15 protein-coding genes and 1 riboswitch are annotated in these 15,259 nt (G+C 30.8%); of the genes, 6 read left to right on the top strand and 9 right to left on the bottom strand.

Annotation, left to right across the window (positions count from 1 at the left end; all coding sequences use genetic code 11):
* The first annotated feature begins 13 nt into the window (after positions 1 to 13).
* Positions 14 to 685, top strand: coding sequence for a deoxyribose-phosphate aldolase (gene deoC / locus NSA01_RS03050; protein WP_257480044.1), 672 nt, complete (start codon positions 14 to 16; stop codon positions 683 to 685).
* Positions 686 to 760: 75 nt separating this feature from the next.
* Here deoC and NSA01_RS03045 read toward each other — a convergent pair whose 3' ends face one another.
* The 5 genes from NSA01_RS03045 to NSA01_RS03025 all read right to left on the bottom strand — a co-directional run bounded on the left by NSA01_RS03045 (position 761) and on the right by NSA01_RS03025 (position 3,695).
* Entirely contained in the window at positions 761 to 2,119 is a 1,359-nt protein-coding gene (locus NSA01_RS03045; protein ID WP_257480043.1) for an FAD-dependent oxidoreductase, read from the bottom strand.
* A gap of 2 nt (positions 2,120 to 2,121) precedes the next feature.
* On the bottom strand, positions 2,122 to 2,547 hold the full coding sequence (locus NSA01_RS03040) for an RrF2 family transcriptional regulator (protein WP_257480042.1): 426 nt from the start codon (positions 2,545 to 2,547) through the stop codon (positions 2,122 to 2,124).
* A gap of 16 nt (positions 2,548 to 2,563) precedes the next feature.
* Entirely contained in the window at positions 2,564 to 2,956 is a 393-nt protein-coding gene (locus NSA01_RS03035) for a rhodanese-like domain-containing protein (RefSeq protein ID WP_257480041.1), read from the bottom strand.
* A 135-nt stretch (positions 2,957 to 3,091) separates the two neighbouring features.
* A complete protein-coding gene (locus NSA01_RS03030) occupies positions 3,092 to 3,382 on the bottom strand; it encodes a helix-turn-helix domain-containing protein (protein ID WP_257480040.1) in 291 nt (96 codons plus the stop codon).
* A gap of 70 nt (positions 3,383 to 3,452) precedes the next feature.
* Positions 3,453 to 3,695, bottom strand: a complete 243-nt coding sequence (locus NSA01_RS03025) for a helix-turn-helix transcriptional regulator (protein WP_257480039.1) — start codon at positions 3,693 to 3,695, stop codon at positions 3,453 to 3,455.
* 381 nt (positions 3,696 to 4,076) lie between these two features.
* Positions 4,077 to 4,189: riboswitch (FMN riboswitch) on the top strand.
* Positions 4,190 to 4,268: 79 nt separating this feature from the next.
* On the opposite strand from NSA01_RS03025, the gene NSA01_RS03020 reads away from it, so the two are divergent.
* Positions 4,269 to 4,835: an ECF transporter S component gene (locus NSA01_RS03020; RefSeq protein WP_257480038.1), complete on the top strand. Its 567-nt coding sequence runs from the start codon at positions 4,269 to 4,271 to the stop codon at positions 4,833 to 4,835.
* A gap of 51 nt (positions 4,836 to 4,886) precedes the next feature.
* Here NSA01_RS03020 and NSA01_RS03015 read toward each other — a convergent pair whose 3' ends face one another.
* Both NSA01_RS03015 and spoVG read right to left on the bottom strand, forming a co-directional pair.
* On the bottom strand, positions 4,887 to 5,546 hold the full coding sequence (locus NSA01_RS03015) for a DUF1287 domain-containing protein (protein ID WP_257480037.1): 660 nt from the start codon (positions 5,544 to 5,546) through the stop codon (positions 4,887 to 4,889).
* 63 nt (positions 5,547 to 5,609) lie between these two features.
* Complete coding sequence (gene spoVG, locus NSA01_RS03010; RefSeq protein ID WP_257480036.1) at positions 5,610 to 5,891, bottom strand: septation regulator SpoVG; 282 nt, start codon at positions 5,889 to 5,891, stop codon at positions 5,610 to 5,612.
* A 258-nt stretch (positions 5,892 to 6,149) separates the two neighbouring features.
* Between spoVG and murC the strand changes: the two genes are divergently transcribed.
* The 3 genes from murC (at position 6,150) to NSA01_RS02995 (ending at position 8,472) form a co-directional block, all read left to right on the top strand.
* The gene (gene murC, locus NSA01_RS03005) at positions 6,150 to 7,550 is read left to right on the top strand and encodes a UDP-N-acetylmuramate--L-alanine ligase (RefSeq protein WP_257480035.1); all 1,401 of its coding nucleotides are present in this window, start codon (positions 6,150 to 6,152) and stop codon (positions 7,548 to 7,550) included.
* 77 nt (positions 7,551 to 7,627) lie between these two features.
* A complete protein-coding gene (locus NSA01_RS03000) occupies positions 7,628 to 8,185 on the top strand; it encodes a DNA-3-methyladenine glycosylase I (protein WP_257480034.1) in 558 nt (185 codons plus the stop codon).
* Between the two features lie 14 nt (positions 8,186 to 8,199).
* Positions 8,200 to 8,472, top strand: coding sequence for an acylphosphatase (locus NSA01_RS02995; protein ID WP_257480033.1), 273 nt, complete (start codon positions 8,200 to 8,202; stop codon positions 8,470 to 8,472).
* A gap of 155 nt (positions 8,473 to 8,627) precedes the next feature.
* On the opposite strand, the gene NSA01_RS02990 is transcribed toward NSA01_RS02995, so the two are convergent.
* Positions 8,628 to 10,226, bottom strand: coding sequence for a hypothetical protein (locus tag NSA01_RS02990; protein ID WP_257480032.1), 1,599 nt, complete (start codon positions 10,224 to 10,226; stop codon positions 8,628 to 8,630).
* Positions 10,227 to 10,656: 430 nt separating this feature from the next.
* Positions 10,657 to 13,026, bottom strand: coding sequence for a SpoIIE family protein phosphatase (locus NSA01_RS02985; protein WP_257480031.1), 2,370 nt, complete (start codon positions 13,024 to 13,026; stop codon positions 10,657 to 10,659).
* 163 nt (positions 13,027 to 13,189) lie between these two features.
* On the opposite strand from NSA01_RS02985, the gene NSA01_RS02980 reads away from it, so the two are divergent.
* Positions 13,190 to 15,253: a peptidase U32 family protein gene (locus NSA01_RS02980; RefSeq protein WP_257480030.1), complete on the top strand. Its 2,064-nt coding sequence runs from the start codon at positions 13,190 to 13,192 to the stop codon at positions 15,251 to 15,253.
* The last annotated feature ends 6 nt before the right edge of the window (positions 15,254 to 15,259 follow it).

Raw genomic sequence — 15,259 nt, 5'->3', positions numbered from 1 at the left:
GGAGAAAATTAAAATGATAACAAAATATGAATTAGCAAGAGCAAACGACCACTCTTTATTAAAACCACAATTAACTTATGATGAAGTAAGAAAAGGTATCCAATTCGCTAAAGAATGGAAATGCAGAACTGTATGTGTTACTCCAAGCAGAGTAAAAATGGCTTATGAAATCCTTAAAGGTTCTGAAACAGCAGTATGTGCATGTGTTGGTTTCCCTAACGGTGCAGAATTAACTGAATCAAAAGTTGCAGATACTCAAAGAGTATACAACATGGGTGCTACAGAAGTTGATATCGTACTAAACGTTTCAGCTATGAAATCAGGAGACTACGACACAGTTTATAATGACGTATACGAAGTAGTAAACGCTTCTCCTGCTAACATCAAAGTTATCTTGGAAAACTGTCTACTTACAAAAGAAGAAATCGCAAAAGCTTCAAGAATTTGTTCTGACGCAGGTGCAGGTTTCGTTAAAACATCAACAGGATTCTCTTCAGGCGGAGCAACACTTGAAGACGTAGCTATAATGAAAGAAAACATCGATACAACAAGAGTACAAATCAAAGCAGCAGGCGGTATCGCTAACATCGCTGACGCAGAAGCATTCCTAAACGCAGGCTGTTCAAGACTTGGTATTTCAAAAACACAAGCTATGTTTGATGAAATCGACGCAGCTAGTAAATAATTAAATTAATATGAAACCAATAAAAAAGAACCTGATATTAGGTTCTTTTTTATTTTTATATATCCTTCTTTTTATTTATAATGAAAACAAATCATTTAAAGCTTCGCTCATAGTAGGATGAGTGAACACTTGATTTTTAAGTGTCGTATAATCAGCACCCAAATCCATTGCCAGTTTTACTATATTTATCATTTCATATGACTCCTCGCATAGCAGCATTGTACCGAGTATCTTATTTGTTTTCTTATCTATTATAGCTTTCAAGACACCATATGGCTTCTTAAGTACTTGTGCCTTGGGTATTGACCCTACCGGTAATTTTAGTACTATTATATCATAACCTTGTTCTAAGGCTTCTCTTTCATTCAAACCTACTCTTGACAGCGGAGTATCCATAAATACACTGTAAGGAACATTTTCTCTTTTGCTTAAGTTATATTTATTTTCATTTTCAAGTCCGCTTACAATTATTCTGTAATCATCCAAAGAAACATAGGTAAACTGAAGCCCTCCGTTAACATCTCCCATTGCCCAAATATTTTCATTTGAAGTCCTTAAATTATCATCTACGACTATCCCGCCGCGTCTGTTCATTTCGACACCGGCAGCTTCCAAATTCAATTCATCGGTATTTGCTCTTCTTCCCGTAGCAACTAATATAGCATCCGCCTTATCATTAAATTCTTTTCCTTTTTGGCTATAGGAAACAATACCGTCTTCACTGAATTTTTTAATTTTAGCACCAAGTTTTATTTCAATACCTTGATTTTCGAGCAATGATTTTATTTCGTTAGCGATATCTTCGTCTTCTCTCGGAATAAATTTATCACCGTCTTGAATAACAGTTACATTACTTCCAAAGTTCGCATACATAGAGGCAAATTCAAGACCGATATATCCTCCCCCTATTATAATTAGCCTCTTCGGTAAATTATCGAGGTCCATTAAGGTATCACTAAAATATACATATGGATTATTTTCGACCCCTTCTATCTTTGGAACTACAGATGTCGAACCGGTATTTATATATATTTTATCTGCACTTAATAATTCTTCACCGTCTTCATATGTGATTTTAATCACATTTTTATCTTCAAAACTTGCTTTTGCATTGATAACATCAACATTATCCAAATCATTTAATTTAGCATAATTTTTGCCTCTAAGCATTTCGGTTAAGTTTCTTTTTTCCAAAATCGCTTTATGGTATAAGTCACATTTTTCTTCAAATGAAATATCTCCCATTTGTGCTGTCTTTGAAGCATTTTTAACAAGTGATTTAGAAGGAATACATCCCACGTTTATACAAGTCCCGCCATACATTTTATTTGACTTTTCTATTATAGCAACCTTTTCACCTTTCTTTGCCAAATATCCTGCTAAAGTTTTTCCGCCCTTACCAAATCCTATAATTATATCATCATATTTTTTCATTTCTATTCTCCATTTTTAAATATTTTACTGTCTATATCCTTTATTGTTATTTTACTTAGCTCTTCTTTACATACATCATCTAATTTTTCATATACTTCGTCCATGATATCCCCCATACCGGAAGCTATCAAACATTCCATATTGACATTTCCCGAACGCCAAGATATATCTATTACCCTTTTGCCGATTGCTTGATAAACATCAAGTAAAGTGATCTTAGCCGCATCTAGAGTAAAACTATATCCGCCCTTTACAGAACCTTCTTTTGTATTTACCAGTCCTGCCTTTTTAAGTTTGGAAAGGATTTTCCTTGCCCTTGCTGGATTTATACAAATATTCTCGGATATTTCTTCACTTGTCTTAATTTCTTTATAGTGATGATTTAAAAAAACCAATGCATGAACCGAAACCGCAAATTCACTATTCATCAATTACCTCCTAAAATTATTTCTCTATTTCATAAGGCCAGTCAATTATCCCGCCAAAATCATATATATTTTTATATCCTATATCAACTAACTTCATCGAAGCATCTTTACTTCTCTTACCCGACCTGCAGTAAACTAATATAGTTTTTTCTAAATTTGGAATTTCTTCTAATACTTCATTACTGATAGTTTCATTTGGAACCAATACTGCATTTTTTATATGTCCGCTTTTATATTCATCTTCTCTTCTTACATCTAAAATAGTTACATCATCTAGTTCCATCATCTCTTTCGCTTCCAAAGCAGAAATTTTATGATAAGCACTTTTATTTTCTTCTTTATGGATAAAAAATTTAAAACTAATAAACAAGATAATAACAATTCCCACTATAATCAATATATTTTTCACAACATCCTCCTTATGTAACAATACATGTTACAGTTTCTTTAATGTAATTATAGCTGTTACAGATATATTTGTCAACATAAAATAAAAAAGAGAGGAAATTTATTTCCTCTCTTTAAATTATAACTGTCTAAACAGTTATTTTAATTCAGATTTGTACAGTTCTTCCATTTCATCACAGCTAAAAAATTCATCCATTTTCATATCGAGTACTCTTGATAAACTATATATAACATCTATACCCGGATTTTGACTTTTTCCATCAAATAAACTATATACAGTTGTCGGAGGAATACCTGCGCTCTCTGCAAGACTTTTAATGGAAATTTCTTTTGCTTCGCTTATTCTTATTATCCTTTTCGTTATAGCACCAATAAGATTAGTATCGGTTTTATATATTGCATTTACTGATATTTTTTCTCTATTCATTGTTTTTCTCCTTTAAAATTAAAATTGCCAAAGGGATCTTTATCCCTCTGACAACAAATCTTTGAACATGCTATTTAAAACCTTTTTCTAAATTTACAAAGAATTCAGAATCGAAAAAATCTTTTATATCCATATCCAAACTATCACAAATCATTTTAATAGTTTTGAAACTTGGATTAGTACATTTGCCGTCAAACATACTATAAACAGTAGTAGGCGGAATTGCTGACATATTCGCAAGTTTATTAATAGATAGTCCTTTTTCATCACATAATTCAATTATCCTTCTATTTAGTGAGTCTCTTAACTGCATTTCTATACCTCCTTTTCTAATTATTTTCATAGATAAAAACCCAAAATTTTCTTCATATATCACCTCCTTTCAATTTTAGTGGCATAAAGTAGTATCTACATATAAAACAATTATTAAATATTTACTTAACATTTTGTAATAAAAAAGGACGCGTAAAAACACATCCCGAAATCACTGAAAATATAAATAAATATCTTAATAACACAAAAGAAAACAATCATATACTTTCTCCCATACTTTAACGTCAATATTCTATATCAGATAACTATGCCCACTTATATATTTTACCAATTTCATCCATTAAGTCTACATAATTTAAAATATTTTTATTTATAATGTAATTATATTGACATAAAGTAAAAATATATTATAATAAAGGAGAACAATCTTCAGGGTTGGGTGCAATTCCCTACCGGCAGTTAAAGTCTGCGAGCGCAAGCTGAAAAGGTGAAATTCCTTTACCGACGGTAAAGTCCGGATGAGAGAGGATACATAAAGTATTTTTTTAGTAATTTCCTGAAGGGTGATTACTATTTTTTTATGTATACCTTAATTTTAGGAGGTATAGAAAAAATGAAAGACACTAGAAGACTTGTAACAGTATCGATGCTTATTGCTTTATCGATAGTACTTATGTTAATCATAAGATTTCCTATCATGCCTTCGGCTGCATGGCTCGAGTATGAACCAATGGATATCCCGTTATTAATTGCAGGATTACAGTTCGGACCTGTAGTTGGGATCATCGCAGTCATTATTTCAAGCTCAATTCAAGCAATGACGGTGAGCGCTATGAATGGATGGGTAGGAGCACTTATGCATATTATTTCGAGCAGCGCCTTGGTTGGAGTAACCGCACTTGTGTATAGAAAAAATAAAACAAAAAAAGGTGCAATGATAGGTTTGATACTAGGGGCATTATCAATGGTAATAGTAATGATCCCGGCAAACTTACTTATTACAACCAATTTTTATGGAATGCCAATGGATGCTGTAATAGCTTCCCTACCGGTAGCTGTAATTCCATTTAATTTACTCAAAGCAGGTATCAATTGTTTAGTTACATTTATTATTTATAAACCAATAAGTAATTTTATCAACAAACAAAATGACAGAAATGTAATAAATACAACTAAATAATATATACAATTCTTTACTTAATGAAATCCTTAGACCTTCTTTATGAAGGTCTTATTTTTTATTAATCCATCTAAAGTGACCGCTGATATCATTATATCTATACATTGCATAAACTTCTTTTTTCTCAAACTTACTTTGATGTATTATGAATACTTCACCATTTTTAGTTCTCTTATCCGATACTATTCCTATATGACTATTTGAAAATGTTATTATATCTCCGGGCTGCCACTGGTCTACCTTTGTTATGTCTTTCGTAAGAGAAAGTGCATTCTTTTTAAAAAAGACTAATAAATTCGGTACCCTTCTAAAGTCAATATTGGGGTCCGGATTACCTTCTACTCTATAATATTCTTTTATGTTATTTTTGATATCATAATCAACCAAATCTTTCAAATCATATCCCGCTTTTTTAAATGCATACCATATTACGTCTGTACATACTCCTTCGCCCTTAGGAGGATATCCGTCTTTATAATATGCACTTTTATATTTAGGTTTAGTCATTACATACTCTCTGGCGCCAAGCATTATATCAGTATAATCATCTATTCCGTCCTTATCCTTATCTATATCAGACTTTATATCTTTTATTCCAAGTTCTTCCGAGCTATAAGATTTAGTTGGTATATATCCGAAATATTTAAAAATATATAATAAAATAACAGCAAATACTATTATTATTAAAAACAAAATTCTCTTTTTATTCATAATCCCCTCATTCCAAATACAAAAAAACAGTTCCCCTAATAGAGAACTGCCCTTTTAGAAAAACTAATCTTCAACTTCGTTTTCTAATTCCTGTAACTTTTCTTCATAAGCTTTTAAAACCTTATTTTGAATATCGACTCTGGTTTCTAGGTTTATAGGATGTGCAATATCTTTGAATTCCCCATTAGGCATTTTTCTGCTCGGCATAGCAATAAATACCCCATTATCTCCTTCAATAATTTTGATGTCGTGAATAACAAACTGATCGTCAAATGTTACTGATACAATTGCTTTCATCTTACCTTCATCATATGTCTTTCTTACCCTAATGTCTGTGATTTGCATTATACGTTTCCTCCCTTTAATCTGTTATAAATATTATACCTCATAAATTTTATAATTGCAACAACGATTACATAGGCTGTACATAAGGGATTTGGGATTCTCATAATAGTTATATTTTAAAATAAGATGCATATATTTTATTAGTATATTTAACTATAGTTATATACAATAAAATACATATTGTAAAAATTATAAAAACATAGTAAAATGTATATTATATTTATTTTAAGATAAAAATTACATGGCGGTGAATTAATTATGAATATAGATTTAGAGAATATTAAAAAAATATATTTTATAGGTATCGGCGGAACCAGTATGTCGGGGCTTGCTCTTATGTCTAAAATCAACGGCAAAGAAGTTTTGGGTTCTGACATGAGACCTTGTGTATATACAGAGAAGTTAGAAAAAAATGGAATTAAAGTAATTATCGGACATAATAAAGAAAATATAACTGATGATATTGATCTAATCGTATATTCAGCAGCTATAAGAGAAAATAACCCTGAAAGAGTAGAAGGAAAAAACAAAGGTATCTTAGAACTTGAACGTTCTGTTTATCTCGGACTCATCAGCAGATATTATAAAAGAACAATTGCAGTAAGCGGTACTCATGGAAAAACTACAACCTCTTCATTGATGTCTTTAGTTTTTTTAAATGCAAATTTAGACCCTTCTATTTCAATAGGCGGAACGCTTAAAAAGATAAACGGGAATTCAAGAGTGGGCGACAGCGATTATTTTGTTATAGAAGCATGTGAATTTGTGGATAGTTTCTTACACTCAAGACATTTTGTGGGAACAATTCAAAATATAGAAAAAGATCATTTAGATTACTTTACCGGCGGACTTGAACAAATAAAAGAATCTTTTAGAAAATTTGCACAGATAACACCAAAAGACGGAATGCTTGTAGTAAACGGAGACGATGAAAATGTTTTGGATATACTTGAAGGTTTAGAATGTAAAATTGTTAAAGCAGGACTATCCGACAGCAATGATTTTGTAGCCAAGAACATAACATATGATAAATTCGGTAATCCAAACTTCGATGTTTATAAACACGGAGAATTCTATCACAATTTTGAACTAAATATCCCGGGTGAACATAATGTTTTAAATGCTTTGAGCGTAGTAGCCGTAGCAGACTTTTTCATGATAGATAAAGAAGTTGTAAATGACAGCTTTAAAGAGTTTACCGGAGCTAAAAGAAGATTTGAAAAGAGAGGTATAGTTAACGATATTACTGTTATTGAGGACTATGCACATCATCCCACAGAACTTAAGGTTACAATTGATGCTTGTAAAAATTATGAACATAATAAGTTGTTTGTAATATTCCAGCCTCATACTTACTCCAGGACATTCCTCTTATTCGATGAATTCGTGGAAGCAATGAAAGGCGCGGATGAACTTATATTAAATGATATTTACTCTGACAGAGAAGATAATGAATGGAATATCTATTCCGAAGATATAGCAAAAAAAGTAGTAGAAAAATATAATATACCTTCAAGAGTAATAAGTGAATTCAGCGATATAAGAGACTATGTAGTAAAGAATGCAAAAGCGGGAGATTTTGTATTGGTAGCGGGAAGCCAATCAATAAATCAGGTTGCATATGATATAGTAGAAAAATTAAAAGAAGTTTATAAATAAATTATTAAGATGTACATTGTTGTACATCTTTTTTTATTTCTGATATAATATTTATAATAAACTGTGGAAGGTATTATATGAAAGAAGAAAACATAAAAAGATGCAAATGGGTAGATTTAAATTCTGAAATTTATATCGATTATCACGATAACGAGTGGGGCGTACCTACCTATAATGATAAAGAGTTATTTGAAATGCTTATACTTGAAGGGTTTCAGGCAGGTCTATCGTGGATAACGATACTAAAAAAAAGAGAAGCATTTAGAAAAGCATTTGACAATTTCGATGTAATTAAAGTATCTAAATACAGTGAAGAAAAGGTAAACGAATTATTAAACAATAAAGATATAGTTAGGAATAAAAACAAAATAAATGCAGCAATAAACAATGCTAAAATATTTATAAAGATACAAAATGAATTCGGAAGTTTTAAGAATTATATCTGGGGCTTTACAAATGGCAAAATAATAAAAAATACCGATGACAATATGCCAACGCATAATGAACTATCTGATACTGTATCAAGAGACTTAAAAAAACGCGGTATGAAATATGTGGGGACGATAATTATATACTCTTATCTTCAATCCATAGGAATAATAAATGACCATGAAAAAGAGTGTTTCAGATATTAAGAGAGGTGTTTATTATGAAAGTAAGAAAACATTACATTTTTAAAGGAAGAGTTCAGGCTGTAGGGTTTAGATACACCGCTTATAAAGAAGCTACTAAACTTGGTCTGACAGGGTTTGTAAAAAACTTAAAAAACGGAAATGTAGAAGCTGAATTTCAAGGAGAAGAATATCTTATAGATGAAGCTATAAAAGAATTAAAGTACGACCGTTTTATCTATATAGCATCTATGAAGGTAGATTATATAGAAATCATTCAAAATGAAACATCTTTTGACGTCTTATATTAAATATAACAAATAATATTCTGTCTAATAACGTATTCTATTCTTTATCTATTGTAGAACTTTAATTGCTAAGGTTATATTGATTATTTATATATTTCCAATAAAAAACCCTCAATTTAATAAATAAGGGTTTTTTGTTATTCTTATATTATACTATACTATCTGTTTTCTTCTCTAGCTTCTTCTCTATTCATCATATATCCAACTGCTAATTGTACCCCTGCTATTACTGCCATAACTACCGTGAATACATCCGCAATTACCATATTTCCGCTTAAATCTTGTGTTAAGAAGAATACCGCTACACTTACTATCGCCATAATGATTCCAACTAAAGTCATGCTCATTTTGCCTTCTCTTCTCATTCCTTTAAGTCCGATTACCAATGCTGATATTATGCTTAGTACTGCTAGTAATATATTTACTAATGCAAAGCTTCCCGCTTCACTTTGTTCTGCATTTGCAAGCGGTGTTTGATTATCGTTGATAGTTGTTCCTTCGCTTTGGTTTGCACCGTTAGCTAATGGTGTATTATTATCATTGATTGTAGTTGTGTTATTATTTACTGGAGTTACAACTGTTGCCGGTTGTACGTTTCCTGTGTTTGCTGCTGACGTTCCTACTGAAGCTGCAGCGTTATTTCTTGCTACTGTTGTTGTTTTTACTGTTCCGGTTGTTGCTGCTTGTGTATTTCCATTGTCAGGTGTTACTATTTCTTCGTCATCGGGTGTTGTTACATTGTTATCATCGTTGTTTGGTCCTTCAGGTTCTGTCGGCTCCGCAGGTACTACAGGTTCTGCAGGTTCAATAACTTCTTTTACTTCGAATACTGCTTTGTATGTTTCATCACTTCTTACTCTGTGTCCATCTTCAGGTAATGCACTTTCCCAGTGTGAAAATTCATATCCTTCGTCTGCTACCGGTGTTGGAACTTTAACTACGTTTTTGAATTCGCTTCCTTTATTGATGTCTGCAAATGTTGTTTCGCCTTCTAATTTACCGTTTTCTCCTGCTTCAAAGTTTACTGAGTATTTTACTGTATAATAAGGTGTAACCAATATTCTTATATTTTGATCCGCATCAAATGTAGTATATCCGAAACCTTTGCCTTCGCCTTCTGTATTGTAGTTTACTTTTGCTTCAAAACTTCCGTCATATCTTTCGCTTCTTACAGATACGATCGTTCCGGCTGGGAATGTAACTTTCTTTCCGCTTAGTGTTCCTGTTGCATCATTTAATAATGTCATTGTTACATCAAACATATATTTGTTTGTTTCTCTGTCTTTATAAAATGCTCCGAACCCTGTTATCCTGTTCTTTTCTTCGGTATATGTCTTCGCATCCGCAGGTCCTTTGTTGAAGCTGTATACGTCAAAGTATTCTTCGTCCATTACATATGTTATAGTACATGGATTAACAGCTTCTTTTACGCTCTTTGAATTTTTAACTGCTTTTGCTTCTGGTTTTACAGCTTTTGATTCTTTAGAAGTTTCTTCTTTTACTTCTTTTTTAGCTTCAGTTTTTTCAACTTTTTCTTCTTTGACTTCTGCCTTTTCTTCTTCAGCTTTTTCTTCCTTAGCTTCTTCTACTTCAGCTTTTACTTCTTCTTTTGCTTCTTTGTCGATAACTTCTTCGCTTACTACAGATGCTTCCTCAGCTATTTCTTCTGCTGCAAATATCGGTCCAGCACATTGCAGTACTAGTAACATACTTATCATTATCGCTACTAAAGTTTTCATACCTTTTCTATTTTTCATATCTACACCTCAACGTTTTTCTCTCTGTTTATGTTATTAGTATATTCCTTATCGGTTACACATCGGTTACATTTACAAATTAAAGTTACTTTTTTGAGATTTATTTTAAAATATTACTATATTTTATAACTATTTGGTTGTTTTTTATAGATTTTCTTTGATTATCAATATTATTTTATAACTTATATGTATTTTAAATTTATATGATATACAAATAATAAAATTAAAATTTTTATTTTATTAATCAATATTTGTCTTAAAAAAACATTTATGAAACAATATAATGATATTTAAATTAATACAAAAAAATTGAATTTGATTTAATATAAATATATAAACAATAATATAAATTTATTAATGAATAATTAATATTTTAGTATTATATTATTATTTTAATGATTAATAAAAAAGAACTCACTAAGGAGTTCTTTTATCCTGCTATTTCTTCTCTGACCTTGACTACAAGGATACTTACATCATCTTTTAATTTTCCGAGGCTTCTCGCATATGCTTCGTTGAACAGTTCGTCTGCTATTTTTTGAGGATTTCTGTATTCCATATTTTGTATTTTTTGTTTTATAAGTTCTCTGTCATCGGAGAATGCTTCCAAGAAGCCGTCGCTTATAAGATATAAATAATCGTTATTTTTAAGTTTTAGTTTTTCTGTAGCTAAATTTATATTTTCTATAATACCGATCGGAAGGGCCTCTCCGGTCAAGTCCATTATCTCACCGTCTCTTTTTAAATAACTTTCAAGTGCTCCGGCTTTTATAAATTCCGCTTCCGCATTATATAAATCAAACAGTACTACATCCAAAGTCGTAAATATTTCATCTTCTTCTAATGAAAGAATAGAATTGATCATATTTACACTGTTTTCTTCACCGCTTCCACAGCTAAGCATTTCTTCGAGTAAATTTAATACTCTTTCACTTTGCTTATTTGCTTTTTCTCCGCTCCCCATTCCGTCGGCGAGGGCAATTAAATGTGTGTTAGTTGGGAGAACTATATTGGAATAGTTGTCTCCGCATTCTTCTCTGTTTTCCTTTTTCTCTCTTCTGACTCCTACACTTAGAGAATAAGGCATTCTTTCCGTGAAGGTATATTCAAAAGCTTCAAAAGCCTGTTCTGTGTAGGAGTTGTAATCGTACATTATATTTTTACCAAGTATTTCGCTTAATAGTAGAGGTACGGTTATTCGATATTCTTCGCTTGATAATCTTTTTCCCGTCTTCAGATAAGTTTTGATTTTTCCTTGAAAGTCTTCTAAGATAACTGCTTCCTTTACGATTATTCCCATTGAGAATAATCCTTCCTTTACTTTCTTTTCATCGCTTGAAAAATAATTTAGTCCTTTTTTTATATTGTTATATATGTTATCCAAAGTTTTATTGACACTATTGAATTCTATTTTCATAAGACTCTTGAATTTATTTAATTTATCGTTATATTCTTTTTTAAGTTTTAAATTATCACAAAGATAAGATGTGCTTTTAAACATAAAAAAGTTATATTTGCATTTATTTATAAAACTCTTAGGTAAATCTTTTTTAGATGTGATCGTTCCGTTATATGTATCGAGTATTACTTGTGAGAAATTTACAAAAGTATCTTCACCTTCTTCATTCCAGCATTTATGAAAATTTTCACAGTTTGTACAAATATCAGCGGTAAGTACTTTGCAGATACTTTTAGTCACGTTAGTATTCTTATCTTTATTATTAAGGGTAATATTGTAGCTTACCTCGTTGATCATATTCTTTTTATTTTCTATTTCTTCTTTTATGGTCTTCTTTATGGCATTATTGAATATGTTTCCATGGTCTATGGTTTCGGTTGAGCTTAGAAATGCCATTATCCTATCATTAAACACTGCCGTGAAAATCAAAAAAGCTACAGAAGCAATCAGTATCTCTTTTATTCCTACTGTAAACATTATACTTTTATTTATATAACACGATAATGTAAGCGCCGTAAATCCAAAGATAAGAGTACTGGTTATTTTGGATATGTTTTTCGTCATTGATGCAAACAAGCATGCAACGGTAAATATAAGTATTATATCGGTATCAAATCCTCCTCTTAAAGTAAGGAGGATACTGCTTACCAGTGAAAAACTTAAACAGAGGCTTAGAGAGAAGTATGTAGCTACGAATAACAAAAGGAAGGTAGTAAAAATCATAGCTACCGATAAGGTAAATATATTTATATCTGCCGTACCAAGTAAAATAATCGAAAATACGACTCCAAGGCTTAAGGCTTCAAAGGATGAAAATTCTTTTTTTAAATTAATATTTTCAATTAAGTTATAGGCAGTATCGAAGATAAAGAAAACTATTACCAAACTAAGGGCTTCAAGTGCACAGTACATATTATTTATTGGAGGATTTTTAGCTATGTAATTCATAAGTAAGCCGCTAAATAATGTAATGACACTTGAAAGGCATGCGTATGTAGCTTTATTACTGTTTATAATATAGTTTCGGTTAAGTACGAACATCAGTAATATGGAAAAAATAAGTCTTATCCCTGATGATATCCCAAGAGTAAAAGATGTTATTATCACCATAAGAACTAAGGGGATGTTTGAAAGTTCTTCTTTATAAATGATAAAAGCACTGATACCGAAAACAAAAGGTAAAGTGTAGGAAAAGAATATACTAAAGCTACCGAGAATGGACAAAATCGTTATGATTATGTTTTTATATAGGGTAAAATTGTTTTTTTTAGTCTCTTTTTCTTTTTTTATGTTTTTATTATATGTATTGTTTATTTTAATAATTCCTTCTCTACTTATCATTTTAAGCCTCCTATAAGTTATAAAAAAATTATAGAAATAATCCATGGAGAAATTTGGTGAAATCTAGCAGAATTCTAAAAAAAATAAAAAAGCATTCAAATATTTGTATTTAAATAGCTATTATTATATACTTACATTGAAATAAATATTTGAAGGTACTTTTATGATAGTTAATGGAAATGAAATAGAAATTTTAGCACCTGCCGGGAGTTTTGATAATTTAAAGACGTCTATTTTATCTGGAGCCGATAGCGTATATTTTGGGCTTTCTAATTTTAATGCAAGGAGAAATGCCGAGAATTTCTCTAAGTTTGAGGATATAAAAGAAGCAGTTGATTTTTGTCATTTAAGAGGTAAGAAGGCTCATGTGACACTGAATACATTGGTTTACGACAATGAAATCAAGGATTTAATAGAAGAGATTGAAGTTATTAATAAAGTGGGTTTTGATGCGATCATTGTTCAGGACCTTGGAGTAATAAATATTTTAAGACAAATTTCAAAGGTCCCTCTTCATGCTTCCACCCAGCTTAGTGTGCATAATGTGAGTGATGCAAAGAAACTTAAGGATATGGGGTTTGACAGAGTTGTCCTTTCAAGGGAACTTTCTTTAAATGAAATAAAAAGAATTATGGATGAAGTCGATGTAGAAGTTGAAATTTTTATTCATGGGGCTTTATGCATGAGTGTTTCCGGGCAGTGTTATTTTTCTTCCGCTCTGGGAGAACGAAGCGGGAACAGGGGGCTATGTGCCGGGGTATGCAGGCTTCCTTTCTGTGTTAAAGATAAGGGAAGGTATGATTTGTCTCTTAAAGATGTTTGTTTTATAGATTATATAGAAGAGTTTGCAAATATGGGGATTGCTTCTTTAAAAATCGAAGGCAGGATGAAGAGCAATGAATATGTAAAAAGTGTGGTAAGTGAAATAAGAAATAAAATAGAGTCTGGAAAATATAATAAAGAACTGCTCAAAGATGTGTTTTCCAGAAGCGGTTTTACCGACGGATATATAACGGGAAAAAGAAATAATATGTTTGGTATAAGAAGTGAAGAAGATAAATCTTATACAAAAGCAGCAGTTGATGAAATAAGAAATAAAGATATTCATGAAGATAAAGTCAAAGTAAATATAAAGTATGATTTTTCATTGGGTAAAAATGCTTGTCTTAAAATGATCGATGAAGATAATAATAGAGTTTTTGTTAAAAGTGATATAATTGAAGAAGCAAAAAATAAACCGACCACAAAAGAAAATATTGAAAAAAATTTATTGAAGTTAGGTTCAACTGTTTATCACGCAGAAAATATTACCGGAATATCAGATGAAAATATATTTTTACCTGTTTCTAAAATAAATGAAATCAGAAGAAATGCTACAGATAAATTGGACGAAATCAGACTTAGTAAATTCCCTTCATATGATATAGATAAATTAACAAAATTAAAAGATAAAATCAGACCTATAGGTAGTAAAAATATATCTGTCATAAATGATTTAAGTATACTCGATGATTTTATTCTTGATTATTTTGATGAAACTTATATTCCTTTATTTGATATTAGTAAATTAAATAAGGATTTAATCGATAAATACAAAGATAAAATCGGAGTAGAAATGCCAAGGGTATATTTCGATGATGAGACAGATATAAATAAAAACCTTTTAAAGGCAAAAGAGTTCGGGATTAAAAAAGGACTTGCTCATACTATCGGGAAAATACATCTTCTGGATGAAATGGATTTTGATATAATGACCGGGTTTGGCACTAATATTACCAATTCGTACAGTGTTGATTTATTGGAAAAAGAAATACGTAATTTAAGAAATATTACCCTTTCCTTTGAAAATACCATAAATAATATAAATAAAATCAATACAAATACGGAATTATCAATTATAGTATATGGATATCTGCCTTTGATGACTGCGAGGAATTGTCCAATAAAAGAAGAGATAGGATGTAAAAACTGCAATAAAAATCAGTATTTGATAGATAGAATGGATAAAAAGTTTAGAGTAAAATGCAACGGACAAACCAGCGAAATTTATAATACATATCCTTTATGCATATTTGACAAACTTGATAGATTAGATAGTGATATAAATAAAATATTTATATTTAATAATGAAAGTATATATGATATAAAAAAAGTAATAACATACTTTGAAAAAAAGGAAATGATCAATAACGCTACAAGAGGGTGCTATTTCAGAAAATTATTATAGGAGGGA

This window comes from Anaerofustis stercorihominis (genome assembly GCF_024623185.1).
Classification (GTDB): domain Bacteria; phylum Bacillota; class Clostridia; order Eubacteriales; family Anaerofustaceae; genus Anaerofustis.
Note: the sequence above shows the minus strand (reverse complement) of the source record. Positions and strands in the feature narration are given on the sequence as shown.